This window comes from Pedobacter sp. PF22-3 (assembly GCF_026239555.1).
Lineage (GTDB): Bacteria > Bacteroidota > Bacteroidia > Sphingobacteriales > Sphingobacteriaceae > Pedobacter.
Genome location: NZ_JAPIVP010000001.1, coordinates 703,793 through 728,007, shown reverse-complemented (window position 1 = coordinate 728,007; position 24,215 = coordinate 703,793). Strand labels below are relative to the sequence as shown.

Below are 24,215 nucleotides of genomic sequence, written 5' to 3'. Positions count from 1 at the left end.
TACCTTTTCAGGGCTTCGCTTCGCTCCGGTACCGATGAAGGATCGGTACTGAACCCTTACTATCCCTAACGCGGAATCATTGGTGTCATTCTGAACGCAGTGAAGAATCTCTATCTACAATATAAAGACTTGAAGCAATATTGATCGATGAGTCAGTAATCTATCGCTTAAAGATCTTTCGTGCCTAGCAATGACAGGCACCCAAAAAAGGTCGTCATTGCGAGGAGGAACGACGAAGCAATCTTTCCTGCTAGTAATCCTTGCTATAAAGATTGCTTCGTCGGCTGAAAAAGCCTTCTCGCAATGACGATCCTTGGAGAGATTTTCCATTAAATTCTACTGTCTTTCATATTGATTTTTATCCAATAAATTATCCCTCAGGATGACAACATAAAAAAACAAATCCATTAAGAACCTAGGAGGTCTGAATTATTTTTGGGCTTTCTGCTCAATTATATACTTACCAGCTGCTAAATCTATTTTTCCAATGTTGTTTACCTTACCATTTATATAAATACCCACGCCACGCGTAAGTGGTAATTTAATGCTTGCTGTAGAATTTGCCGGAACGGTGATATCGTATCTAATTCCATCATTTGTTCTTTTCCAGGCGCTGATAATTTTCCCATAAGGACCAATGTGACTGGCCTCAAAAGAATTCAGGCCTTCCACCACATGCGGATCCAGTATGATATGTTTAAAGCCAGGCTGTTTTTCATCTGGCTTAATACCACCCGGTGATTTGTATAACCAGGCGCCAATTTCTCCAAACATGATGTGGTTCATTGAAATATCCGATTTGGCATCTATTGGCCAATTCTCGTATAAAGTGGTGGCGCCGTTTTCCATCCACCAGCCCCAGCTTGGATAGGTTTTTTGCGACGCGACTTTGTAGGCAATATTGCTGTAACCATTTTCGCTCAGCGCATTTAAAATGGCTTTGGTTCCTAGTAATCCCACATCTAAGTGGAAACCGTCGGCTTCTACACGTTTGGCTAAATTTTTGGCAACCAAAGCAACAGATTCTTCCGGAACAATTTTCCAATATAACGGAACACTCATTTCGGTTTGGATCCCCGTGTTGTAAATCCCTTTTTCTTTATTCAGGTATTTTGCATTAAAAGCATCTTTTATTTTTTTGGCAAGTGCTGTATATTTAATGTGATCATCATTTTTACCTAAAATTTTGGCTGCCTTCGCCAAAATAACTACATCGGCATAATAATAACAGGTTGAAGTAAGTTCTACAGGAGATTTAGATTTTACTGGTATCCAATCGCCCAAACCCCAGGTGGTTAAACCTGTTGGGTAGGTTTCATCAATATGGTTCACGTATTTTCTGATATTTTCGTAACAATCCGCAAGTAGTTTTTTGTCTCCATAAAACAGGTAAACATTCCATGGAATAATCGCAATGGTACTTGTCCAGTCTGGTCCGTTGCCCCATTCATAACCCCAGCCATCGGTAGGAATAATGGAAGGTAACACACCATTTGGCTGTTGTTCATCGCGGTGATCGGCGAGCCATTTTTCGTAAATGGTGATACCGTCAAAACCGTAAAGACCCGTTTCTATTGCAATCTGTGCATCGCCCGTCCAGCCATTCTTTTCTCTCTGCGGACAATCTGTGGGGTAGCCAAAGAGATTAGATAAGTAAGAATTATTGGTGGCATAGTAAATTTTATTAATGATCGGTTCTGAAGATTTAACGTCACCAACAACCGGTACATCACTGTGCATAAAATAACCTGTGAGATTTTCTTTTTTTAATTCAATGTGAGCAGAGCTGCTTACTTCTACATATTGAAAACCCTTATAATTAAAATGAGGCATAAAACTTTGTTCACCTTTTCCGTTTAAAATCAGGATGTCGGTTTGGAAAGGATCGGTATCATCGGTTGGGCGATAATGGGCATCAATGTTTGAGATATCCACGTGCCCATTGGGGTATAAACGCTCGCCGTGTTTTAGTTTAATAACTGTTCCGGCAGGCCCATTTACAGTAATTTTACTTACGCCCGAAATATTCCTGCCCAGATCAAACAGGTAGGTGGTATCATTAAACTTTCTTAAACTTTTGCTGGCTATTTCTTCAACATTACGGATGGGATGCATGACCTGTGCAACAACATTTTTAGATGGTGCTGAACGGTAAATCACATTTTTCCAATCTTTATCATCAAAATTTGGGGTATTCCAGCCTGCTTTTTCCAGGCGGGCATCGTAATGTTCGGCGGTATAAATACTATTAAAAATAATTGGGCTTAAAGCCGTTTTCCATTCTTTACCCGATTTAATGGTTTCGGTTGTACCGTCTTCATATGTGATTTTTAAATCAAGACAAAAAGTTGGCCTATTGCGCCAGGGGGCACGGTCGAAATCCCAGACTGCGGTTGACTGGTGATTGTACCATCCGTTGCCCAGCAGTACGCCAATCGCATTTTTGCCTATATTAATGGCATTCGTTACATCGTAGGTAACATATAATGTACGCCTATCAAAACGGGTATACATCGGATCCATACGGTGATTACCTATCTTTTTGCCATTGATTGAAAGCTCGTATAAGCCGGCAGCAGCAATGTAAGCCCTGGCGGATTTAATTTTTTTATGGGTGCTAAAGGTATTGCGGAAATAGGGTGCAGGCTTAAGTTTTGTATTTTCGTTATCCGAAATCCAGGCACCTTGCCAGTTTTCCATTTTCATCATCCCTGTTTCAAAACTGGCGATGTGGGTTTTATCTGATTTTTTATTTCTCCCATCTGCAATATCAATCCGCCAGAAATATTTAGTAAAAGGTTTTAGTAATTTACCAGAATAAATAACCAAATTTTGGTCTGACTTTACCCAACCCGTGTTCCATAATTTTGCATTGGCTTTTACCAGTAAAGCAGAATCGGTATCAACCAGAATGCGGTAAGCACTTTGTTTAGCACCTTGATTGGCATCGTTCATTTGCCAGGTAAAACGTGGGTGCGGACTATCCAAGCCAATCGGGCTGGCTAAATATTCGGTTTTTAAGGCTGTGAGCGATTGAGCTGATATCTTAGAAAGAGGAGAAAGAGCAAAAAATAAAGTAGTTATCTGTAAAAATTTGAGATTCATAGTTTTAGGCTTATCAAAACTAAGGTATTAAAATAATATACTGATAAAAGAACGCAATAGAATTTTTACGCATAAAAAAAGACGAAGTTTAATTCGTCTCATTGATCTGTATACACAATATTATTTAATGTTTATCCTAAAATCTCTTTCAGTTTTTCTGTTTGATGATCGGCCAGTTTTTGTAGTGGACCAGATGCCAACATTTTCATCATCATATTTAAATCAGCTGAAATGATGTGTTTTGCTGTAGTAGTTCCGTTTCCATTATCTGCTACTGTCCACTTTAATTCAACATCAAAAGGTGCTTTTTCACTCGGAATTGCGATTATTTCCTGGTTTTCTACCCGACTCGAAATCTTGATGGCCAATTTTGCCATATTCTGAATGGTAAACCGTGCATCATCTTCGGTTGATTCCCAGTTGTAAATATTTTCTGGCATCAATTGCTGGTGATTGTTCATATTGGATAGAAAAGCATAAACCTCAGCAACCGGTTTATTAACTTCTACTGTGCTCTCGATAACAGTCATTATATATTTGTATAGATTTGTTTTACTCCGAACTTAAGACTCTGAACTCAAAGCTTGACCCTGTCCCCATTGTGAAGGATTTAAGCGCCATTTGCTTAATAATTCCATATCACTTTTGGCAATAATGCTGTGCTCGGCAGCATAATCAATCAACGCGCCATAGTTTGATAAGGTTAAGTAACGACATTTTGCAGCTGCAAAGTTTTCATCTGCTTTTTCGAAACCGTAAGTAAAAATTGCCGCTAAGCCAGCTACCGATAAGCCTGCAGCCCTTAATGCTTCAACAGCTTGTAAGCTGCTTTTTCCGGTTGAAATTAAATCTTCGATAACTACCACACGTTGACCTTCTACCACTTCGCCTTCAATTAAACTTCCGGTACCATGTTCTTTTGCTTTCGCTCTTACATAGATAAATGGTAAACCCAGTTCCTGCGCTACTAAAACGCCTTGAGGAATTCCGGCAGTGGCAACACCTGCAATAACATCTACTGAACCAAACTCTTCTTGTATGGCCTGTGCAAGTTTCTGCCTGATGTAAGTTCTAACCTGAGGATGGGAAAGGGTAATTCTGTTATCGCAATAAATTGGCGATTTCCAACCAGATGCCCATGTAAAAGGATTATTTGGTTGTAATTTAATTGCTTTTATCTGTAATAAAAATTCCGCTACCTTTAATTCAATATCACTTTTATTATACATGGCTCAAAATTACAGATTTATTTGTGTTTGTCATAACGTTTATTAAACCCCTTTATTTTGCAATTGGGGAAGAAAAATGTAAGAATCGGGATTTGATTTCGGCATTTCAATACTACAAATATTGGAAATTTTGATGGATGCTAAAAGCGATTTCTTGTCACTAGCTGTAAATCAGTATGATAAAGAATTGTTAGTTTAGAAAATCGATTATAAATAAATTATGATCAGCTTAAAGCAACGCGAAGTATCCAATTGATCACTAGGGCCAACCTTTCATTCACTTATCAAACGGTTACTGAATATATGGATATTCCTTTTGATTCAAATTTGTTTACCTCGGGTCCCTTATAGTCGGTTATTAAAATATTCACAATCGATAAATCATTAAATTTCAGATACGATGTTTTTCCAATTTTACTGGCATCACAAAGCATATAAGTGCAACCGGTTTGTGCTGCCATAGCCAAGGTATTAGAAGCCTCGTATTCACTGCCTGCATATAGTCCTTCAGCAGTAATCCCATCAACGCCTAAAAAGGCTTTAGCAGCCTGGTATCTGCCAATATGTTCGTGTGCCATAGTTCCATGAACGGCTTGTCTGCTTGCATCCACTTCGCCTCCTATGAGGTTTATCGTTACTGCGCTGTGTTGCAACTCATTTACTATTGGTAGCGAATTGGTAATTACCTTTATCTTTTTGTCTTTAATAAACTGGCATAACCTAAAGGCTGTGCTGCCACAATCAATAAATATTACATCTCCTTCAACTATATCTTCAGCTGCCCTTTTGCAGATTGCATCTTTTGCCTTTAGATTAACTTCTGCTTTATTGGCAAATGAAACTGGCTTGATCACATCACTTATTTTCATGGCACCTCCATGTGTACGGTAGAGTAGGCCGTTTGCAGCCATGCTGGTCAGGTCTCTTCTTACCGTAACTTCAGAAACACCAATTTTAGTGGCTAACTGGCGGATCTCAACTTCACCAGATGTTTCTAAAAGTTCAAGGATTTTATGCGCTCTTTTTTGAAATGTCATATATAATGATTTAATTCGATCAAATTTAATCATAATTAATCAAAAATAATCATAATGAAAAATATTCATATTCTTGATACCAAAGTTTTATCTGATAATTGGTACACCCTCAAAAAAGTCAGTTTTGAAATGACTGGTACTGATGGTGCTAAATCTATTCTGGAGCGCGAAGCATATGATAGGGGAAATGGTGCAACTATTTTATTATATAATAAAGATAATCAAACGGTTGTACTTACCCGCCAGTTCAGGTTGCCGACATTTATTAATGGAAATGATACAGGTTACCTGATTGAGAGCTGTGCAGGATTATTGGATCAGGATAACCCAGAAGATTGTATCAGAAGGGAAACGGAAGAAGAAACCGGATTCAGGATTGAACAGGTAGAAAAAGTCTTCGAGGCTTATATGTCACCAGGCTCAGTTACTGAACTATTATACTTTTTTGTTGCAGCGTATTCAAATGATATGAAATTGCATGATGGAGGAGGCCTTGAAGAAGAAAACGAAGATATAGAAGTGTTGGAACTACCTTTAGAAAAGGCACTTGAAATGATGAAATCTGGTGAAATAAGAGATGGGAAAACAATTATGTTGTTGCAATATGCACAGTTAAAGGGATTGATGTTATAGTTGATTGTTTGAATTTTGTAATGATTGATTTGATTTGTGTAATTATTCTTAACAAATGACTGTTTACATTTGTTATCTCTAATTAATTTAAATTTTTATGATAGCAACAAAAGGATATGCGGCACAAAATGCCGAAACGGATCTCGCACCCTGGAATTTTGAACGCCGCGAAGTAGGTCCTCATGATGTTCAGTTCGAAATACTTTTCTGCGGGGTTTGCCATTCAGATCTGCACCAGATAAAAAACGATTGGTTTGAGGGAATATTTCCTATGGTTCCCGGCCATGAAATTGTAGGTAGGGTGGTGAAGGTTGGAGATCACGTGAAGAAATTTAAGGTGGGCGACTTAGCGGGGACAGGCTGTATGGTCGATTCTTGTCAGGTTTGTGAAAACTGTAAGCAAGATTTAGAACAATATTGTTTAGAAGGCAATACCCAAACATACAATGGTTTAGAAAGAGATGGTAAAACACCAACTTATGGCGGCTATTCTGATACGATTGTTGTAAGGGAAGAGTTTGTACTTCATGTATCAGACAAATTGAATCTTGCTGCTGTAGCACCACTTTTATGTGCAGGTATTACCACTTATTCTCCATTAAAACACTGGAAAGTGGGAAAAGGACATAAACTGGCCGTATTGGGTTTAGGTGGTTTAGGCCATATGGCGGTGAAATTTGGTGTAGCTTTTGGCGCTGAAGTGACCGTATTAAGTACTTCGCCTAAAAAAGAAGAAGATGCTAAAAAATTGGGTGCCCATCATTTTGTGGTAACTACCGATCCGTCACAGGTTAAGGCAGCAAAGGGTACGTTCGATTTTATACTGGATACGGTATCTGCCGAACATGATTTTAACATGTACCTTTCTTTGTTAAGGACAAATGGGGTACACATTTGTGTAGGTGTTCCTCCTAAACCTGCAGAAATTGCAGCTTTCAGTTTATTGGGTGGTAGAAAAAGTCTGGCAGGATCAGGTATTGGTGGTATTGCTGAAACTCAGGAAATGCTGGATTTCTGTGCAGAAAACAATATCGTTTCAGATATCGAAATGATTGATATGAAAGATATTCACACCGCATACGATAGGATGCAAAAGGGTGATGTACGCTACAGGTTTGTGATTGATATGGCTACATTGTAGTTCAGATTGTAACAAAGGTAAAAGGGATTTAGAGGTAGCAATATTTCTAAATCCCTTTTTTATTTAAGGATAGCTAATCAACCAGGGCATCTCCATTTTTCTTTACAAATTCAGAGAAAGAAATGCGGTGTTCTGACTCTGTTTTTGCTAGCTGTCTTTTGTTTTCAGTTAATAGGTTACCGAGCGTATTCAGCGATTCTTTAAGATAAGATATTGATAACATCTGTGAAATCCTGTTTCTGATTTTATCGGCAAGGAATAATTCGATCAAAATCAAACTGATCAAAAATATGTAATGATTGAAAATAATATTATTGGTACCCTTGAATAAAGTAGGCAAGCCTATTACGCCAAAAAATAAATCTATAATTAAAGGAATACCGATAATGGCCAGGAGCGAAAATCCCCGGACTTTTAAAGTAATTGCTTTTTCAGCATTCTTGATCTGTTCGCTAAAGGCCGAAAACTTGCCTTTAAACGGAGTTTCCCTATTGTTTTGTTGTTGTTCTAATTTTTGAAGCGCTTTACCATGTTCGATATCTATTTTGCGTACCTGCTCTACAATATGTGTTTCGGCATTGTTCAGCTTTTCCTGGTCTTCTACAATAGATTCCTGTTCGGCAATAATTTTGTCCATCACCAGCAGGTCTTCCGGAATGCCATGTCGAAGTTTCTGTTCTGCAGCCACAATCCGGTTATCCAGTTGTTTAAACTGCCTTTTTAGCTCAGCAATTTCTTTATTAAAATGCTCTTTTTTGGAGGCATAACTACTTTCGAGGCTGTTAAGTGCCGAAACATATTCGAAATCTGCCAGGAGCTGTTCATTATTGGCAAAATGCTGATAAAGCCCATTTAATTTGATGAAGAGCTCGCCAGTTGATTTTTCCGGATTAGATAGATCATTTCGGTATGCTTCCAGATCTTTTTCTGATAATGAAGGTATGGGCATAGTAGATTAAAAAGCTAAAATTATGAAAAAAAATATCGTTAAAGGTATTATAAATGGTGTTTTCCCTTCAAATATTCCATTATGACTATTAAACCATTTTTTTAAAGATATAGTGTATTACGGCTTTGATGGGAAAATATTTTTCTTTAAAACACAAGCTATTAGCAATCAGATCTTTAAAGTCAAATTATTAATATGTCCGAAATATTTTTTGATTTTTTTTATCAGGTTGATAAATTATTATATATTTGTGCCAAGCAAGGGGTGAGAGCCTTGCATCAATCTTTGATTGAGAGCGTTAATTTAGATAAGGTTACAACATTAATTGTTGTAACCTTTTTTTATACCTTATAAATAACTAAACAATTTTTCTACTTTAGGGTAAGCAAATATATTTTTTGCCGAAATTAAAATATCCTTTAGGGGTAATAGGAGAAGGAGTGATTTTGTGAAGATCATTTATGCTCCAATTAAATATGCTTTAAACTATATGCCAAGGAACTATAGAATTTATATCAACGATAACACATTGTTTATCTCCGATTTTTTGCCAGAACAAAAAGAAAAAATACAGCAGCTTGAATTTCAGGATTTTAATCTGGAAACGTTCTACAAAAAACTAAAAAACGGATCTAAAAAGAGTTATATTTTCTTGACTAAAAATCCAAAAGAAACCTTTCAGAAATTAAAGAAAGACTGTGCCATTATTAAAGCTGCAGGTGGTTTGGTAGAAAGTGCAAATGGCAATTACCTGTTTATTTTCAGGAACAAAAAATGGGACCTGCCGAAAGGGAAGCTGGAAGAAGGCGAAAAAATGAAGGAAGCTGCTGTTCGTGAGGTAGAAGAGGAGTGTGGAATCAGGGTTTTTAAACGCGAAGAAAAGCTTTGTAAAACCTATCATGTTTATCCGATGGGTAATAAAATGGTGATCAAGAAAACCAACTGGTACAAAATGAAGGTTAAAGGCGAACCTAAATTGGTCCCTCAAAAAGAAGAAGGGATTGAAGAGGCGGTTTGGTTGGATAAAAACCATATTTCGCCGGTTGTTAAAAATACTTTTCCTTCCATTATGGATGTGTTGAGGACTGGTGGATTGCTATAAGTGTTCTATTTCAAAGATCGCCCTGCTTAACTTGTTTTACAAGTAGCGGATGGCGTGTTATTAATTGCCTTGTAGCTACTGCGTGGTCAGCATCTTTTGTTATTATTATTAGTTGTGGTGTCAGATATTGCTATCTGACACGGATTAAATAAAACTAATACACGGATCTATTGGATGTTATCATCTGGCAGCACAGATTATTATTCAGAATCTAATTCATCAATTACTTTTTTAACCTGTTTTAGGTATTTTCCGTAATAAAACCATGCCCATAACTCAGTAATTGCACCAATAATGAGGATGGTTACAAAGCAATTGAGCAAGATGTAAACAGGAGATAATTTATTTAATATCTTCGAAAATATAGATGCCTTTTCGATAAACACGAAAGCGTTGAGAAAACCGACTGAGATGAAAGCCACAATGTAAGTTAAGGCTTTATACAACTCTATATTCAGCTTCATTTCGTAATAAAACCAGAGGATATTTTTTCGGGTATCCATACTTAAATTGTATGAGTTTTTATAAAATATATAAAACTTGAAAAAATAATAAGCTGTAAAGCCACAGGTAGTGGAATAGGTCATCAAAAATACCCTGTTAATTAAAGCTGAAAATCCAAAAATATGGGGAATAATAGCCATAAACACTAAAAAAAACAGCTGGTAGAAAAATTCATGTTTCATTTTAGCCCTGATTTTATCTATAGGGGTGTGTGCTTGATTTATCTTAAGCATGTCTGAAGAAATGTTGCTTTCTGCGGGATTTTCAGCATTCCATTCATTTTTTAAATTGTCAAAATTCATAACCGTTTTTCTTAATGATGAACTGTAATTTTTCTTTTGTCCTGTTAAGTTTTACACGTGCATTAACCTCACTTATTCCCAGGTTTTCGGCAATTTCGCGATGTGATTGATTTTCGAGAAAAAGGAAGATCAATGCTTTTTCAATTGCATTTAATTCTTGAACAGCAGTGTACAAATAGGCTAGTTTCTCTTCTTTCCCTTCGTTTTCATTTACATCTATTATATCAATGTTTCCATCGTATGGTGTTTTGTCTACTTTTCTGCTTTCTTTTTTGAAACAGATTATGGCTGTATTGAGGCAAACGCGGTACATCCATGTGGTAAATTTGCTATTTCCTTTAAAAGAGGGATAAGCTTTCCATAATTGGAATACGATTTCCTGAAACAGGTCACGTTGTTCTTCGGCATCGTTCATATACATTTTTGAAATTTTATGTATAATCGCTTTGTGCTGATTGATCAGGGTGAGAAATGTGTTTTCTGTTTCTTTCATTTAATATATCCAATTGGTAAAGGATTTTTAAAAACGTTACAGATTATGTTAAAAATAATATTTAATCACAGAAAAGGGGGTAGATAATGCGATAATATAAGTGAGAAGGTATAAGCGGTTATAGGTTCCCATAGTCAAGTCATGATCTCAATCAGATAGCTATTGGATGAAGCGAAATTGTAATTTGCATAGATAGATTAATCTTGCATCCTCAACAGAATACCAGGGAAGGTCTTAATTATGCGGATAAAATCTTCCCAATCTTACGGATACTCCTCCGAAAGAAAGTATTAATTTATCTAAAATGAGCCTTTATTTATTCGTGCTCATCTGTGGTTTATGAGAACTATAAAAAACTAAGTGCTTCTTTGGGTACAAACGGACTTACATCGCCATGGTTTCTTAAAATATCGCGAACAATGGTAGAGCTAATGGCCGAATATTCTGGTTTGCTTAAAAGCAGGATGGTTTCTACTTCAGGCATCATGGTCTGATTGATCTGTGCAATAGCCCGTTCATATTCAAAATCAGCAGCTGAACGGATGCCCCGGACCATGTATTTGGCGTTTATTTTTCGGCAGAAATCTACGGTTAAGCCTTCGTAAGTTTGGATTTCGATGTTTTGATAGCCTTTAAAAACAGTCTGTAAAATCTGAAGGCGCTGCTCGGCACTTAAGAAATTCTGTTTAGAACTGTTTAGTCCGATACCCACTACAATTTTATCGAAAAGCGGGGTAGCACGTTGTAAAATGTTTACATGGGCGATGGTGATCGGATCAAATGAGCCTGGAAATAGCGCTATCTTCATGATTCAAATATAGATTTTTATAGTTAAAAGCGGAATAATTTAGCGCTGAGAGTTTAGTGGTTAGCGTGTAGTAAGTACAAAGACTGCTTCACGCCCGCACAAATTATCCTGTTCTTCGATTCATAATGACGGATCTGGGGAGAATGTTTAGCATTTTTGGTTAAGCTATTTATCCATCTAAAATAAGCTGTCAAACAATTAATTAACTAATAGTTACCTTCGAACGAAATTTACTTCAGTTAAATGCTTAACCAGTTAAACAGTTAACCAATCAACTAAACTCGAAAAAGCTAAAAGAAGAATTTCCATACTTCCTCGTTTCTGTGTAACCTGGCTGGCTGTTCAATTTCATGTTGCTCTGGTGTTCTACAATTAACAAGCCATCGGGTTTAAGCAGTTGTTGCTCCTTTACCATCACCGGAATCTGCGGAATGTTAGGCATGTTGTAGGGTGGATCGGCAAAAATCAGGTCATAAGCGCCGGTCATTTGTTTCAATAATTTAAAAACATCGCCTTTACGTACATCGATCTGATCAAATTGATGTTGTTTAGCCGTATTTTTCACCCAGTTTACGCAGCCATAATCCATATCAACCGCTAAAATACGTTCTGCTCCACGTGAAGCAAATTCGAAAGTTAAATTACCGGTGCCACAAAATAAATCTAATACAACACAGGTTTCGAAGTCATATTTATTATTCAGGATATTGAAGAGTGCTTCTTTGGCCATATCCGTAGTTGGGCGTACGGGTAAATTTGCAGGGGGCTGCAAACGAATGCCCTTTAATTTGCCACCAATTATCCGCATAAATCTAAAGCAAGGAGACCGCTGAAATAGTGTTTAGGCATATCGGCCAATAATTCGCTATTTTTTTTTCCAGCGGGAAGGAAAAAATAAAGTTGGTTAAAATATTTTAATAAGCAATTATAATGCTCATCATCTTCATTTATTATACCTTGTAAATAAATAGGAATAGTATCATTTAGGCCCAACTGTTCAATCATCAGCAGTAGAAAATAATTAAATTCCTCTGCATTTTCCGATTCATAGTGGTTTTGGAAAACAACCTTTTTATCTTTTAAATAGAGTACATTAAATGATACTGCAGTAAAATCGATTAATAAAGATTCATCTTCCAAATGATTAAATAAAGCCATTAATGGTTCAGATTGTGGAAAAAGATCGGTTTGATCCGGCAGATTTGCTTTTAACTCCTCATTTAAACAAAAAACAGTATTAAAACCCAGCTTTTCATTGTGTTTGGTATAAACTTTACTGTCAGAACCAAGGTATTGAGCATAAACAGCCAGATTTTCTCCATCAAACCATTCATCAGGGATAAAAATAAAGTTTGGAGTATGGATTGCAGCTTTGACGGTTCCATAATTTAAAGAAAGGTAACTATCGGTTGTAAAGGCAGATTTTAGTTCTTTTTGCACATCATCGCAGCCTTGTTTATCAAAAATGATATTAATCTCCTCTGTATCCTTACTTACCACAGCATAAGAAAAGCTATCATTCGTTATTTTTAATAATAAATGGCAGTTTGCAGATGCATCAGCTTTAAAATTCGGATCAACCAATAAGAGGCTATTGTTACGCATTGAAACAAAAATAGCGTTTTTTAATAATTAATGATAAAAAAGTTGATTTCAAGGAGATATTTACCATCACCAGGTTCAATTAACCAATTGGCAAGAATCCAGGTAGACAGCATTCTTTAATCGGAAGTTCGAATTCAATTAACCGGTTTAATCAATAAACCCAATTTCTTCACCTTAGTTATCTGAGTGCATCTTTAAAAAATTAAAAGGAAAATAAGACCAAACTTTGTGTTCTGTGCATCTTTGGGTTAATAACTTCTTTGCGCGCTTTGCGGTTAAAGCTTAGAGATTTTTTTACCAAAATCAAACCTTTTGTCTATTCAAAAATTAAAATATTCGGCTTAAATTCGGGACATGAGTTATAAGCCAACCTATAAAGCAGCAAACACCATTGCGGCCACGATAGAACAACATTTTGTTAAACTGCATAAAAATGCCATTGCACAAGGTGAGATAGATTTGGCTACTCAACCAGATCAAAAAATAATTGAAGCGATAATTGATGTTGCTTTTTGGAGCAGTTTACGTAAAGAGGAAGGGCATTCGCCACGGATTTCGATTGCTTTTTTGCCTCCTGAGCAAACTTCTAAACCATTACGTTTTGCCAAAAAACTAGCCTTAAATGCTAATACTTTAACCAAAATAGCCCCTGGAATTGAACGTTCTGGAATTCACTTAGGCGTGTGGGAGGAAAACGGTGAACTTTATATCTGGGGTACAACCCTTAATATCCCTAATTTTTGTTTTGTAGTTGATGTTTCCGAACCTGGGTTAATTGTGATCAAACACCGCAGAATTTATGGTATTGGCAAGTTTACCAACGTAGCTGTGCTAAAAGGGGAACAGATCCGTATTGTTGATGACAGGAGCTGTAACAATAGAGATTGTCCACCTATTTTGCAGGCTTTATTGGATTTAACCGTTTTAGCGAGCTGGAACGATCCGATCAATATTCTGATTCAGTTTTCGGTTTCTATGCGTGCACATGGCAGAGGCGGGGCATTGTTAATTGTGCCTAAGGGTGATACTAAATGGGAGGAATCCATTATTCACCCGATACAGTATTTGGTAGAACCTCCTTTCTGTGGCTTATCTAACCTGGCAAAACAGAATGGCAACCAGAGCGAAATTTTCTCGCAAGGGGCTGTGCGCCGAGAGGTAGAACATTTGGCAGGCTTAACCGCGGTTGACGGTGCTACCATCATCAACGAAGAATTTGACCTTATTGCATTTGGTGCCAAAATAGGACGTGCAAAGGGGAAACCTACCGTAGAGCAGATTGCGTTTTCGGAGCCGATTGTTGGTGGAGAAGATAAAATTCTTTATCCCGGACAGCTTGGTGGTACCCGCCATTTTTCTGTTGCCCAGTTTGTGAACGATCAGCCTCAGTCTATTGGCTTGGTAGCCTCACAAGACGGCCATTTTACCATCTTTAGCTATAGCAAAAAACAAAATATGGTAATGGCACATCGTATTGAAACCTTACTTTTGTAATAGCAATGAGCAGAAAGCATAGCGCATCGCGATTGCAATTATTCGGAAAGGTACCGTACTGCTAATCGGATACTGTAGTCCGTCTTTCCGCTAAATTCCCGATCAAACTTTTGCTAAAAAACAAATGTTCATTGAGATCGGGAAATATCGCTTCAATACGGTTTAGTTAAAACAGGGCTGTGCTAAAAACTCAGGTGCTATTTTATGCACACTAAACAGTTAACCGATTAACCGTTAAAATATTAACCATTAGAAATGATCCTCGATAAAAGCCAGCTTATTGCCTCTGCATACGAACATACGCCAACCAAGGAGCAAATGCTTTTTTGCGAGCGGATGTCGGCATTTTTGCAACAGGAAGATGAGTACCGCTGTTTTGTGCTGAAAGGTTATGCAGGTACAGGTAAAACTACTTCTGTAGCGGCTTTGGTAAAGGTTTTGAGACAATTTAATCTACGTAGTGAACTACTGGCACCAACGGGTAGGGCGGCAAAGGTGATGAGCCAATATTCATTTCGTAAAGCTTTAACCATACATAAACGGATTTACAGAAAACGTTCTGCCGCATCGCCTGAAATGCAGTTTCAGCTGGCGCCGAATCTTTCCGAAAATACGCTTTTTATTATCGATGAAGCTTCGATGATCGCCGATGAATTTAACGAAACAGGTTCTTCGATCTTACGTGATCTGCTCGAGTTTGTATATAATACCAAAAACTGTTTCCTGCTTTTTGTGGGTGATACGGCACAGTTGCCTCCGGTTGGAAGTTTAGATAGCCCGGCATTAAACGAACAGTACCTCAAAGATAAATTTGCTTTAACGGTTTCATCGGTCGAGTTAAAGGAAGTGGTTCGGCAGGGCAAGAAATCGGGTATTTTGGCCAATGCCACGATGTTGCGAAACCAGATTGCCAAAAACCCTGAAAATCCATTGCCTAAATTTCTGACAAAAAACTATACCGATATTTACAACATGGCCGGTGCACGTTTAGTAGAAGGGTTGGAGTATGCTTACCGGAAATTTGGGATGGAAAATACCCTGGTGGTTTGCCGTTCCAATAAATCTGCCAATGTGTATAACCAGCAGATTAGAGCAAGGTTGTTATACCGTGAAGAGGAATTAACAGGTGGCGACCAGATTATGGTGGTGCGGAATAATTATTTCTGGCTTCCTGAGAACGAGGATACTGCTTTTATTGCCAATGGCGACATGGCGAAAGTAATCCGCGTAAGGGGAGAAGAAGAACGTTATGGTTTCCGTTTTGCCGATGCTACTTTAGAGTTTATGGATTTTCCGGCGGCAGGGCAGATCAGCTGTAAGGTAATGCTGGATACTTTAAATCTGGAAAGTGCAAATCTTCCGTACGAACAGAATAAGAAGCTTTTTGATGGTCTTAATGAAGATTATGAACATATAGCCAATAAGAGGCAACGTATGCTGGCTATAAAGGCCGATCCTTTTTACAACGCCCTACAGATTAAGTTTGCTTATGCAGTAACCTGTCATAAAGCACAAGGTGGGCAATGGGATGCTGTTTTTGCAGATCAGGGTTATCTTACGGAAGAAATGATCGATCTTGATTTTTTGCGTTGGTTATATACCGCTGTAACCCGGGCAAAAAAAGAGTTATATTTAGTCAATTTTGCGCCACAGCTTTTCGCGAAGACGGCACAGGAGGATTATTTTTAGAACGTGATTGCACAGATTTAAGGATTGCACAGATTGGGTTCTCTCTGTCCTTATGGTGAACATATTAACCGGTTATATTATGAAATTTGCCTTTAGCATTAAAAATAAGCTAAAAACTGCTTTTTTGCTTTTCTGTATCATGTGCTGTACTTTGATGATTCGTTTTTTAGAGGATAAAAGTGTAGAAAAAATCAATGACTCGTTTATCTCGATGTATAACGACAGACTTGTTCCGGCTACGGACTTATATTTCATTGCAGAAAATCTATATTACAAAAATGCCATCCTTCAGGAAATATTACTCGGAAACGATGCTGTGCAGGGTTCAACGCTGCTTGTAAAAATGAATAAACATAACCGAAAAATAGATTCGGTGATCAGTAAATACGAACGTACTTTTTTGGTAAAGCAGGAAAAAAGCTATTTAAATAAGCTTAAAAAGGCATTACTTGTTCAACAGCATTTGGAAACCAAAATGTTAAATGGAGCGGGTGCTGAAGAAGGAAGAACAATTTATATATCGACTGGAAAAAATGCAATTAATCAGACGTTGGCCAAGCTATCGGCTCTGATTAAAATACAATCTAAAGTGGGTAATGACTTGATTAAGGATTCAAGGATTTTTGTTTCGGGAACGAAAGTTTACTCTACATTTCAGGTTGTTCTGGCAATAATGATCGGAATTATGATCGTATACATCGTTTCGGCTTCGAATATGGTAAAGATTACGAGCGATAAATTTAATCTGAATTAGATCCATCTTTACTGGTTGGTATCGCACCAACCAGTATAAGTTTTCTTGTTTCGGTCGGTGCGGCACCAAACGATAAAAACTAAATGTTATTCTCTCAGTCGGTGCTATACTAAGTAATAAAATTATAATTATTCAGCGTCTTCGTCTGTTATTAATCTAATCGAATCATCAGAAAGTACAATTAAACGTTCTTTATATAATGAGCCAATTGTTTTTTTGAATGCGCTTTTACTGATCTGAAAGCGATGGTAAATCTCTTCCGGAGAACTTTTGTCGCCCAGTTCAATCACGCCGCCATTTTTTTTGAGTTCTTTTAATATCATCTCTTTCGAATCGAGGATATGGCCATAACCGCTAGGTTGCAGGGTCAAATCAATTTTGCCCTCCACACGGATTTTCTTGATCCAGCCTTTACGCATGTCGCCCGGTTGGATATTATCGAAAACCTCATTATTGTAAAGTAAACCAATGTAGGTATTGTTGATTATGGCGTTGTAACCAAGATCGGTTTCTTCGGTAATTAATAAACTCACTTCATCACCCTCTTCAAAATCGAAACCATCCTCTTCAACAAAATCGTACAATTTAGAGGAAGCCAAAAGACGATCGTTATTTTCATCTAAATAAAGGTAAACTACATATTTGTAGCCCTTTTGCATGGGTCTTTTTTGTTCGCGTGTAGGTACATATACATCTTTATCAATACCCAGATCCATAAAAACGCCATCATCACCATCAGAAACTACCTTTAAGAAAGCAAAATCGCCTACCTCGGCATATGCTTTTTGAGTAGTTCCGGTTAAGCGACCATCTTTTTGTACAAATACAAAAACATTAATGTTATCTCCAATTTCTACTCCATTCGGAACGTATTGGTAAGGCAGTATGACTAGTTTATCACCGTCTGTTAAGTTTAATCCAGCTTCTGTTTTGCTTAAAATCCTTAACTCGTTATATTTTCCTATTTCAATCATTTTATTTGGGTTTACCATTTTCTTCAATGGCTTTTGCTACAAAGGTAGTAATGTTTAGACGCAAATTGGTTTTAAATTACTGGAGATAATTTTAGTTGTAGTAAACCATCTTTTATAAGCCTTTCGACTCCGCTCAGGGTGACAAACCGTGGAAGATTTTCGCTAGTATCCGCGTTTATCTGTGGAGGGCCGTCATTGCGAGGCACGAAGCAATCTTAAAGCGCACGCAGGTAGCGATCGTTGTAAGATTGCTTCGTCGGCTGAAAAAGCCTTCTTGCAATGACGAACCTTTGTGGCCCATGCGGCATGGAATGCAGCTACTTCAAATGGGAATGAAAAAAAATATATATTTTAGCGACTTATCTAACATTAAATCTACAATATGAACAAGCAGATTCCTCCATTTTTTTTAAGCGACGAATATTTTATTGACGAGAAAGTAAACTTTTTAAAGTTTGCGAACGAGTACAAAGTTTACAACGATCAGGGCACTCAGATCGGGATTATTAAACAGCGCATTTCTGGCTGGCACAAGGTTCTAACCTTATTGGTTGATAAGCGAATGATGCCTTTTAAATTAGAAATTACCGACACCAACGACCAGTTGCAGGCTACCATTACAAGAGGCTGGACATTCTGGATGTCGAAAATTATCGTTACCGATCCGCTTGGTGTTGAAGTGGGTATTATTAAACAAAAATTTAAACTCTTTAAACCAACTTTTACCATTTCCAGCCCAAGTTCAGGAGAGGAGATTGCAAAAATATCTGGCGATTGGAAGGCGTGGAATTTTACCATCACCAATAATGCAGGTGCCGAAATGGGCAAAATAAGTAAAAAATGGGCTGGCGCTTTGAAAGAGGTTTTTACCACAGCCGATAAATACAATGTTTCTATTGATCCCAGTTATGCAGAAAGCAATCAGAAAGTGGCCATTGTGGCGACTGCCATTACCATTGATATGGTTTTGAAGGAGAGTAAGTAATTGTTTAAACTGTTAATTATTGAGTGAGCGAATGACTGAATTGTACATCACTCGTACACAGTCATTTCGCTCATTTCTAAATATCTTTCTTCTTTAATATCTTTCTTACAAACGATATCAATTAATTCGGCTAAATTTGGAACCTACAATTTAAGGTATCTTCATTGATATGAAAAAAACCAAAGAAGCCAAAAAGCCAGGTATTTTCAGTTTACTTGGAAATTATAAGGGCTTAGTATTTATGCTGATTGTGTTTGCGTTGCTCAGTAACGGCATCAACTTACTTTTACCCAAGATTATTGCCAGCGGTATCGATTCCTATACCAATAAAACTTTCAACCTTCAATCCATTCTGCTTCAGTTTTCGCTGGTCATTGTTTTGGTTTTTATCTTCACTTATTTACAAAGCATTGTGCAAACCTATGCTTCTGAACGGGTGGCCAGAGATTTGAGGACAAAGTTATCTGATCAGATTTCGCGACAAAGCCATGCTTATATTATTCAGGCTAATCCCTCAAAACTGCTAACCAACCTTACTGCTGATGCCGATTCGATTAAAATGTTTGTTTCGCAGGCTATCGTTTCCATTTGTTCGTCTATTTTTTTAATTGTTGGGGCAAGTATTCTGCTGCTTATGATCAATTGGAAACTGGCACTCTGCGTAATCGCCATAGTGCCGATTATTGGCGGGGCATTTTTCTATGTGTTGAGCAAAGTTAAAGTACTTTTTAAAAAGAGCAGGGAAGTAATCGATTGGCTTAATAAGGTAATTAGCGAAAGTATTATGGGGTCAGCTTTGATCCGTATCATCAATTCGCAGATGCTGGAATACAATAAGTTTTTAGATGCAAATGCCAAAGCCAGAGATTTGGGGATATCCATACTCCGGATGTTTGCAGCTTTGATTCCGGTTATCGTTTTTACAGCCAATTTGTCCGGTTTATGCATTTTGGTACTCGGTGGTCATTTTGTAATCAACAATTCGATGACGTTGGGCGAGTTTACTGCTTTTAACAGTTACCTCACACTCATCATATTTCCTATTTTGGTAATCGGTTTTATGAGTAATGTTATTGCACAGGCCACGGCATCTTACCAGAGGATAGAAAGCGTGCTCAATGCTGCGGAAATTAACCATCCTGGAATGTTAAGCACTTCTTTAAAAGGTGATGTGGAGGCAAAAGACATCAGCTTAAGTTTTGGCCAAAAACCAGTTTTGAAATCAATTTCTTTTTCTGCCAAAGCAGGCTCAAAAACAGCTATTATTGGTCCTACAGCTGCCGGTAAAACTCAGCTGCTCTATATTTTAACGGGTTTGATTGATGCTGATGCCGGATCTGTATTGTTTGATGGGGAAGACATTAAACAGTATAAGCAAGAAGATTTTCATAAACAGGTTGGCTTTGTATTTCAGGACAGCATTATGTTTAACATGAGCATCAGGGAAAATATTGCCTTTAGTGATACGGTTACAGACGAATCGCTGGCTAAAGCAATTGCTACGGCTGAACTTAAGGATTTTGTAGAAGCCTTGCCAGATCAACTCAACACGATTGTTTCAGAACGCGGAAATAGCCTTTCTGGCGGACAAAAACAAAGAATTATGCTGGCACGGGCTTTAGCGGTGAATCCGAAAATCTTATTACTGGATGATTTTACAGCCCGTGTTGATACCAATACAGAGCAAAGGATTTTAGAAAATATTCAACAAAATTATCCAGGTTTAACATTACTTTCCATCACCCAAAAAATAGCTTCTGTTGAACATTATGATAAAGTGATCTTGCTGATGCAAGGCGAAATTATTGCAGAAGGAACCCACCAGGAATTGTTAAAAAGCAGTCCTGAATATGTTCAGATTTACAATTCACAACAGAGCACCAGTAATTATGAACTACAATCTTAACCAGCTTAGCACCGGGCAGGAAAAGCAATCTACTTATAAAGCGCTGAAAAGCCTGCTAAAACTGATTTCTTCCGAACACAAAAACCTTTGGCTGGCATTGATTGCCATTTTGGTCAACTCAGGATTATTGCTTTTGGGACCGTTACTGGTAGGCCATACGGTTGATACCTATATCCGTACCAAACAATTTCATGGTGTACTTATTTTTGGCGGTATCCTGTTGGTAATGTATATGATTGCGATGGTTACGGGCTATACCCAAACGCGGTTAATGGGTGGGGTAGGTCAGCGAATGTTATACACCTTACGCAATGCCATTTTTAATAAATTACAAGAATTACCCGTTTCTTTTTTTAACCAGAACAAAGCGGGAGATCTGATTTCGAGGGTGAATAACGATACAGATAAACTGAACCAGTTTTTTTCGCAATCCTTAATGCAGTTTATAGGCAGTATTGTAACTATGATCGGTGCTGGTATTTTCTTGCTTTCCATTAACCCCGAGTTGGGCGCTGCTACGCTTGCGCCTGCTGTGGTTATTGTACTTTTTACGGTGGCTTTATCGCCTTGGGTAAAAAGGAAAAATGCTAAAAACTTAAAAAGCGTTGGCGGAATGAGTGCCGAAATACAGGAAAGTCTGAACAACTTTAAGGTTATTATTGCCTTTAACCGCAGGGATTATTTTAGGAAACGATTTAATGAAGCCAATGCCAAAAATTATAAAACAGCTATTGGTGCGGGTTTAGCTAACAATATTTTTGTGCCGGTTTATGGGCTATTATCCAGCATTGCGCAATTAATTACTTTGCTATTTGGTATTTATTTAATTGCTAAGGGCAATTTTACCTTGGGTTTATTAGTGAGTTATATTTCTTATACCACCAATTTTTATAACCCGCTAAGGCAGTTGGCCGCGCTTTGGACCAGTTTTCAGGTGGCTATGGCCAGCTGGGATAGGATTTCGCAGATTTTATCTTTGGAAAGCAATTTAAAACAAATAACGTTAAATGAAACGGCTGCTTCAAGTGCGCTGATGGAATTTAAAAATGTGCACTTTTCTTATGATGACAGTAAAGAAATTTTACATAACATTAATTTAAGGTTCGAAAAAGGTAAAACTTATGCTTTAATTGGGCCAACCGGCGGTGGAAAAACAACAACGGCTTCATTAATTTCCCGTTTATACGATCCTACAAAAGGAACTGTTTTATTAAAAGGTAAAGATATCAGGTCATTTTCTGCGGCAGAAAGAACACAAAAAATCGGATTTATCCTGCAAGAGCCATTTTTATTTACCGGAACCGTAAAAGAGAATATTTTATATGGCAATAGTCAGTATGCAGCGGTTACGGATGCTGAACTGGAAAAAATAATTGAAGAAGCCAGCCTGAATGCACTTTTAGCCATATTTGATGAAGGATTGAATACGCAGATTACTTCAGGATCAGACAGTATCAGTTTGGGGCAGAAGCAGTTGATTGCTTTTATGCGTGCAGTGCTTAGAAATCCTGAACTGTTGATTCTTGATGAAGCTACAGCGAACATTGATACCATAACCGAGCAACTTTTGGGAACTATTTTAAATAAACTTTCAAAGGAAACAACATTGGTAATTATTGCCCACCGTTTGAATACCATTGAAAATGCCGACGAAATTTATTTTGTAAACGAAGGCGAAGTGCAAAAAGCAGGAACGCTGAACGATGCATTAAATATGTTACTAAAAGGAAAGCGGGTAAGTTGATATATTTACTTTAGGTTGTTGGGATTTATATGCCCGACTAACATTAACGGGCTTTAATAACAAACATACATGAAAAAGTATCTATTTCTCTTTGCCTTTTCGGCCTTAAGCTTAACTTCTTATGCACAGGGTGCAGCACAAAACCTTTTTGTTCAGGATAGTTTAAAATTGATTTCTGCACAGTTTAAGTTTACAGAAGGCGCTTCAGTTGATAAAGAGGGGAACGTTTTTTTTACGGATCAGCCTAATGATAAAATCTGGAAATACGATATTAATGGGAAATTGAGCCTATATATGGATAAATCAGGAAGGGCGAATGGTACTTATTTTGATAAAAAGGGAAACTTAATTGTATGTGCCGACGAAAATAACCAAATCTGGTCTATCGACAAAAACAAGAAAATTAAAGTGCTCTTCAGTGATTATGAAGGTAAAAAAGTAAATGGTCCGAATGATATCTGGTTGGACGCAACAGGTGGGATATATTTTACCGATCCCTATTATCAGCGTGATTATTGGATACGTAAATCGCCCGAAATTCAGGGCCAAAAAGTTTATTACATCCCTAGGGGTAAAAAAGAGGCGATTGTTGCTGCGGATGATGTGATTAAGCCTAACGGAATAGTAGGCACACCCGATGGTAAATTTTTGTATGTGGCCGATATGGAGGCGAATAAAACTTACCGTTACCGTATTGGTGCTGATGCCAGATTAACCGATAAACAAATTATCCTTAACCAGCACTCTGATGGGATGACTTTAGATAACAAAGGAAATATTTATGTAACCGGAAAAGGAGTGAATGTTTACAAACCAACAGGCGAAAAAATAGCTCATATTGATGTACCTGAAGCGTGGTGTGGTAACATTTGTTTTGGCGGAAAAGATAAAAATCTGCTTTTCATTACGGCCTCAAAATCATTGTACGTTATCCCAACTTATGCAAAAGGCGTTGAATAATAGTTTTTTAAGCAATATGTAAAGCCTAAAAGGCACGATGAATTAAGCCGAAAAAAAAATCTGTTCAGTTTATTCAACCCCCAAAAATATAAATCACATTAATTAGTTTTGAAATTCCTACTTATAGGGATAGACGACTATGAAAAAGCCCTCTCAGGATTGAAGGGCTTTTTTACTTTATGTGGAGATCTAAAAAAGTTAATATTTAAAAATAAATATTAGCATCGTTATTTCGACTGAAGCTAGTCGGTTTTTCACCGGTGGCGGAATGGAGAAATCTATAAGTGAAAAGTTATATAACTTAAAATGGTACACCCAGACCCTGAAAGAAGCTCATGGTGAAGAACCTTTTAAGCGTGATAATCGCCCGAGTTGGATATTTTTATCAGGATTGTATATGTACTGTTACAATTAATCTAATTTGGAATAATTTTTTAAATTAGCATATATTAAAAAAACCTGATAAGCTTATGGAAAATCTAAAAGAAGAAACCAAAATCAAAGCTTTTCTCACCAGGATAAAAGCAGAGTGGCCGGGAGTGGTAGAGCGCTTTGAGTTTAAAACAGGCAGTGTAATTTATGTTCATTTAAAAGAAGGTATATCAAGCATGGATTTTCTTGGTAAACTTTCCAGACAGGTAGAACGTTTTGTCGATTTCAGTATGCCCATTATCTTATATCACATTGAAAGTGATGGCATGAATTTAAGGTCGCACCCCATAAATTGGTACTCTTCCATCAAGCAGTAAAAATCTTTTTAAAGCGCGTAAATATTTTTCGTTAATGCCTTAAGCTGTAAAT

22 protein-coding genes are annotated in these 24,215 nt (G+C 37.4%); 11 read left to right on the top strand and 11 right to left on the bottom strand.

The genetic code is table 11. The features are described from left to right. Nucleotides 1-429: 429 nt before the first annotated feature. The 4 genes from OQX63_RS03115 to OQX63_RS03100 all read right to left on the bottom strand — a co-directional run bounded on the left by OQX63_RS03115 (nt 430) and on the right by OQX63_RS03100 (nt 5,371). The gene (locus OQX63_RS03115) at nt 430-3,105 is read right to left on the bottom strand and encodes a glycoside hydrolase family 78 protein (RefSeq protein ID WP_265849425.1); all 2,676 of its coding nucleotides are present in this window, start codon (nt 3,103-3,105) and stop codon (nt 430-432) included. Nucleotides 3,106-3,236: 131 nt separating this feature from the next. Next, nucleotides 3,237-3,635, bottom strand: a complete 399-nt coding sequence (locus OQX63_RS03110; RefSeq protein ID WP_265849424.1) for an SRPBCC family protein — start codon at nt 3,633-3,635, stop codon at nt 3,237-3,239. A gap of 33 nt (nt 3,636-3,668) precedes the next feature. Then, the gene (gene pyrE, locus OQX63_RS03105; RefSeq protein ID WP_265849423.1) at nt 3,669-4,334 is read right to left on the bottom strand and encodes an orotate phosphoribosyltransferase; all 666 of its coding nucleotides are present in this window, start codon (nt 4,332-4,334) and stop codon (nt 3,669-3,671) included. A gap of 284 nt (nt 4,335-4,618) precedes the next feature. Next, nucleotides 4,619-5,371 carry a DeoR/GlpR family DNA-binding transcription regulator gene (locus tag OQX63_RS03100; RefSeq protein WP_265849422.1) on the bottom strand — a complete coding sequence of 251 codons (753 nt, stop codon included), beginning with the start codon at nt 5,369-5,371 and terminating at the stop codon, nt 4,619-4,621. Between the two features lie 54 nt (nt 5,372-5,425). Here OQX63_RS03100 and nudK point away from each other — a divergent pair, with 54 nt between their 5' ends. Beyond that, nucleotides 5,426-6,004, top strand: coding sequence for a GDP-mannose pyrophosphatase NudK (gene nudK, locus OQX63_RS03095; protein WP_265849421.1), 579 nt, complete (start codon nt 5,426-5,428; stop codon nt 6,002-6,004). A 97-nt stretch (nt 6,005-6,101) separates the two neighbouring features. Beyond that, entirely contained in the window at nt 6,102-7,145 is a 1,044-nt protein-coding gene (locus OQX63_RS03090) for an NAD(P)-dependent alcohol dehydrogenase (protein WP_265849420.1), read from the top strand. 73 nt (nt 7,146-7,218) lie between these two features. On the opposite strand, the gene OQX63_RS03085 is transcribed toward OQX63_RS03090, so the two are convergent. Further along, entirely contained in the window at nt 7,219-8,094 is an 876-nt protein-coding gene (locus OQX63_RS03085; RefSeq protein WP_265849419.1) for a hypothetical protein, read from the bottom strand. Between the two features lie 490 nt (nt 8,095-8,584). Here OQX63_RS03085 and OQX63_RS03080 point away from each other — a divergent pair, with 490 nt between their 5' ends. Beyond that, nucleotides 8,585-9,196 (top strand): NUDIX hydrolase, encoded by a 612-nt coding sequence (locus tag OQX63_RS03080; protein ID WP_265849418.1) that lies wholly within the window; start codon nt 8,585-8,587, stop codon nt 9,194-9,196. A gap of 200 nt (nt 9,197-9,396) precedes the next feature. Here OQX63_RS03080 and OQX63_RS03075 read toward each other — a convergent pair whose 3' ends face one another. The 5 genes from OQX63_RS03075 to OQX63_RS03055 form a co-directional block, all read right to left on the bottom strand. After that, entirely contained in the window at nt 9,397-10,002 is a 606-nt protein-coding gene (locus OQX63_RS03075) for a hypothetical protein (RefSeq protein ID WP_265849417.1), read from the bottom strand. Further along, nucleotides 9,992-10,495 carry an RNA polymerase sigma factor gene (locus OQX63_RS03070; RefSeq protein WP_265849416.1) on the bottom strand — a complete coding sequence of 168 codons (504 nt, stop codon included), beginning with the start codon at nt 10,493-10,495 and terminating at the stop codon, nt 9,992-9,994. Before OQX63_RS03070 ends, OQX63_RS03075 begins: the two co-directional genes overlap by 11 nt. 346 nt (nt 10,496-10,841) lie before the next feature. Next, nucleotides 10,842-11,303, bottom strand: a complete 462-nt coding sequence (gene coaD / locus OQX63_RS03065; protein WP_147229108.1) for a pantetheine-phosphate adenylyltransferase — start codon at nt 11,301-11,303, stop codon at nt 10,842-10,844. Between the two features lie 271 nt (nt 11,304-11,574). Further along, nucleotides 11,575-12,111, bottom strand: a complete 537-nt coding sequence (locus OQX63_RS03060) for an RsmD family RNA methyltransferase (RefSeq protein WP_265849415.1) — start codon at nt 12,109-12,111, stop codon at nt 11,575-11,577. Continuing rightward, nucleotides 12,102-12,908, bottom strand: a complete 807-nt coding sequence (locus tag OQX63_RS03055) for a DUF3822 family protein (RefSeq protein WP_265849414.1) — start codon at nt 12,906-12,908, stop codon at nt 12,102-12,104. Before OQX63_RS03055 ends, OQX63_RS03060 begins: the two co-directional genes overlap by 10 nt. A gap of 354 nt (nt 12,909-13,262) precedes the next feature. Here OQX63_RS03055 and OQX63_RS03050 point away from each other — a divergent pair, with 354 nt between their 5' ends. The 3 genes from OQX63_RS03050 to OQX63_RS03040 all read left to right on the top strand — a co-directional run bounded on the left by OQX63_RS03050 (nt 13,263) and on the right by OQX63_RS03040 (nt 16,845). After that, nucleotides 13,263-14,402, top strand: a complete 1,140-nt coding sequence (locus OQX63_RS03050) for a putative sensor domain DACNV-containing protein (RefSeq protein ID WP_265849413.1) — start codon at nt 13,263-13,265, stop codon at nt 14,400-14,402. A gap of 255 nt (nt 14,403-14,657) precedes the next feature. Further along, on the top strand, nt 14,658-16,091 hold the full coding sequence (locus OQX63_RS03045) for an ATP-dependent DNA helicase (protein WP_265849412.1): 1,434 nt from the start codon (nt 14,658-14,660) through the stop codon (nt 16,089-16,091). A 79-nt stretch (nt 16,092-16,170) separates the two neighbouring features. Next, nucleotides 16,171-16,845 (top strand): MCP four helix bundle domain-containing protein, encoded by a 675-nt coding sequence (locus OQX63_RS03040; protein WP_265849411.1) that lies wholly within the window; start codon nt 16,171-16,173, stop codon nt 16,843-16,845. Between the two features lie 128 nt (nt 16,846-16,973). Here OQX63_RS03040 and OQX63_RS03035 read toward each other — a convergent pair whose 3' ends face one another. Next, nucleotides 16,974-17,819, bottom strand: a complete 846-nt coding sequence (locus tag OQX63_RS03035) for a S1 RNA-binding domain-containing protein (protein WP_265849410.1) — start codon at nt 17,817-17,819, stop codon at nt 16,974-16,976. Nucleotides 17,820-18,201: 382 nt separating this feature from the next. On the opposite strand from OQX63_RS03035, the gene OQX63_RS03030 reads away from it, so the two are divergent. The 5 genes from OQX63_RS03030 (at nt 18,202) to OQX63_RS03010 (ending at nt 24,163) form a co-directional block, all read left to right on the top strand. Further along, nucleotides 18,202-18,804, top strand: a complete 603-nt coding sequence (locus OQX63_RS03030; RefSeq protein WP_265849409.1) for an LURP-one-related/scramblase family protein — start codon at nt 18,202-18,204, stop codon at nt 18,802-18,804. A gap of 169 nt (nt 18,805-18,973) precedes the next feature. Then, nucleotides 18,974-20,710: an ABC transporter ATP-binding protein gene (locus OQX63_RS03025; RefSeq protein ID WP_265849408.1), complete on the top strand. Its 1,737-nt coding sequence runs from the start codon at nt 18,974-18,976 to the stop codon at nt 20,708-20,710. Next, a complete protein-coding gene (locus tag OQX63_RS03020; protein ID WP_265849407.1) occupies nt 20,694-22,454 on the top strand; it encodes an ABC transporter ATP-binding protein in 1,761 nt (586 codons plus the stop codon). The genes OQX63_RS03025 and OQX63_RS03020 overlap by 17 nt, the downstream gene beginning before the upstream one ends. Nucleotides 22,455-22,523: 69 nt before the next feature. Continuing rightward, complete coding sequence (locus tag OQX63_RS03015) at nt 22,524-23,414, top strand: SMP-30/gluconolactonase/LRE family protein (protein WP_265849406.1); 891 nt, start codon at nt 22,524-22,526, stop codon at nt 23,412-23,414. A 470-nt stretch (nt 23,415-23,884) separates the two neighbouring features. Beyond that, nucleotides 23,885-24,163, top strand: a complete 279-nt coding sequence (locus OQX63_RS03010) for a hypothetical protein (RefSeq protein WP_090503058.1) — start codon at nt 23,885-23,887, stop codon at nt 24,161-24,163. Nucleotides 24,164-24,215 lie beyond the last annotated feature (52 nt).

Coding starts and splice junctions, on each gene's coding strand:
- OQX63_RS03115 (WP_265849425.1), bottom strand. CDS start 3,105: ATGAATCTCAAATTTTTACAGATAACTACTTTATTTTTTGCTCTTTCT.
- OQX63_RS03110 (WP_265849424.1), bottom strand. CDS start 3,635: ATGACTGTTATCGAGAGCACAGTAGAAGTTAATAAACCGGTTGCTGAG.
- pyrE (WP_265849423.1), bottom strand. CDS start 4,334: ATGTATAATAAAAGTGATATTGAATTAAAGGTAGCGGAATTTTTATTA.
- OQX63_RS03100 (WP_265849422.1), bottom strand. CDS start 5,371: ATGACATTTCAAAAAAGAGCGCATAAAATCCTTGAACTTTTAGAAACA.
- nudK (WP_265849421.1), top strand. CDS start 5,426: ATGAAAAATATTCATATTCTTGATACCAAAGTTTTATCTGATAATTGG.
- OQX63_RS03090 (WP_265849420.1), top strand. CDS start 6,102: ATGATAGCAACAAAAGGATATGCGGCACAAAATGCCGAAACGGATCTC.
- OQX63_RS03085 (WP_265849419.1), bottom strand. CDS start 8,094: ATGCCCATACCTTCATTATCAGAAAAAGATCTGGAAGCATACCGAAAT.
- OQX63_RS03080 (WP_265849418.1), top strand. CDS start 8,585: ATGCCAAGGAACTATAGAATTTATATCAACGATAACACATTGTTTATC.
- OQX63_RS03075 (WP_265849417.1), bottom strand. CDS start 10,002: ATGAATTTTGACAATTTAAAAAATGAATGGAATGCTGAAAATCCCGCA.
- OQX63_RS03070 (WP_265849416.1), bottom strand. CDS start 10,495: ATGAAAGAAACAGAAAACACATTTCTCACCCTGATCAATCAGCACAAA.
- coaD (WP_147229108.1), bottom strand. CDS start 11,303: ATGAAGATAGCGCTATTTCCAGGCTCATTTGATCCGATCACCATCGCC.
- OQX63_RS03060 (WP_265849415.1), bottom strand. CDS start 12,111: ATGCGGATAATTGGTGGCAAATTAAAGGGCATTCGTTTGCAGCCCCCT.
- OQX63_RS03055 (WP_265849414.1), bottom strand. CDS start 12,908: ATGCGTAACAATAGCCTCTTATTGGTTGATCCGAATTTTAAAGCTGAT.
- OQX63_RS03050 (WP_265849413.1), top strand. CDS start 13,263: ATGAGTTATAAGCCAACCTATAAAGCAGCAAACACCATTGCGGCCACG.
- OQX63_RS03045 (WP_265849412.1), top strand. CDS start 14,658: ATGATCCTCGATAAAAGCCAGCTTATTGCCTCTGCATACGAACATACG.
- OQX63_RS03040 (WP_265849411.1), top strand. CDS start 16,171: ATGAAATTTGCCTTTAGCATTAAAAATAAGCTAAAAACTGCTTTTTTG.
- OQX63_RS03035 (WP_265849410.1), bottom strand. CDS start 17,819: ATGATTGAAATAGGAAAATATAACGAGTTAAGGATTTTAAGCAAAACA.
- OQX63_RS03030 (WP_265849409.1), top strand. CDS start 18,202: ATGAACAAGCAGATTCCTCCATTTTTTTTAAGCGACGAATATTTTATT.
- OQX63_RS03025 (WP_265849408.1), top strand. CDS start 18,974: ATGAAAAAAACCAAAGAAGCCAAAAAGCCAGGTATTTTCAGTTTACTT.
- OQX63_RS03020 (WP_265849407.1), top strand. CDS start 20,694: ATGAACTACAATCTTAACCAGCTTAGCACCGGGCAGGAAAAGCAATCT.
- OQX63_RS03015 (WP_265849406.1), top strand. CDS start 22,524: ATGAAAAAGTATCTATTTCTCTTTGCCTTTTCGGCCTTAAGCTTAACT.
- OQX63_RS03010 (WP_090503058.1), top strand. CDS start 23,885: ATGGAAAATCTAAAAGAAGAAACCAAAATCAAAGCTTTTCTCACCAGG.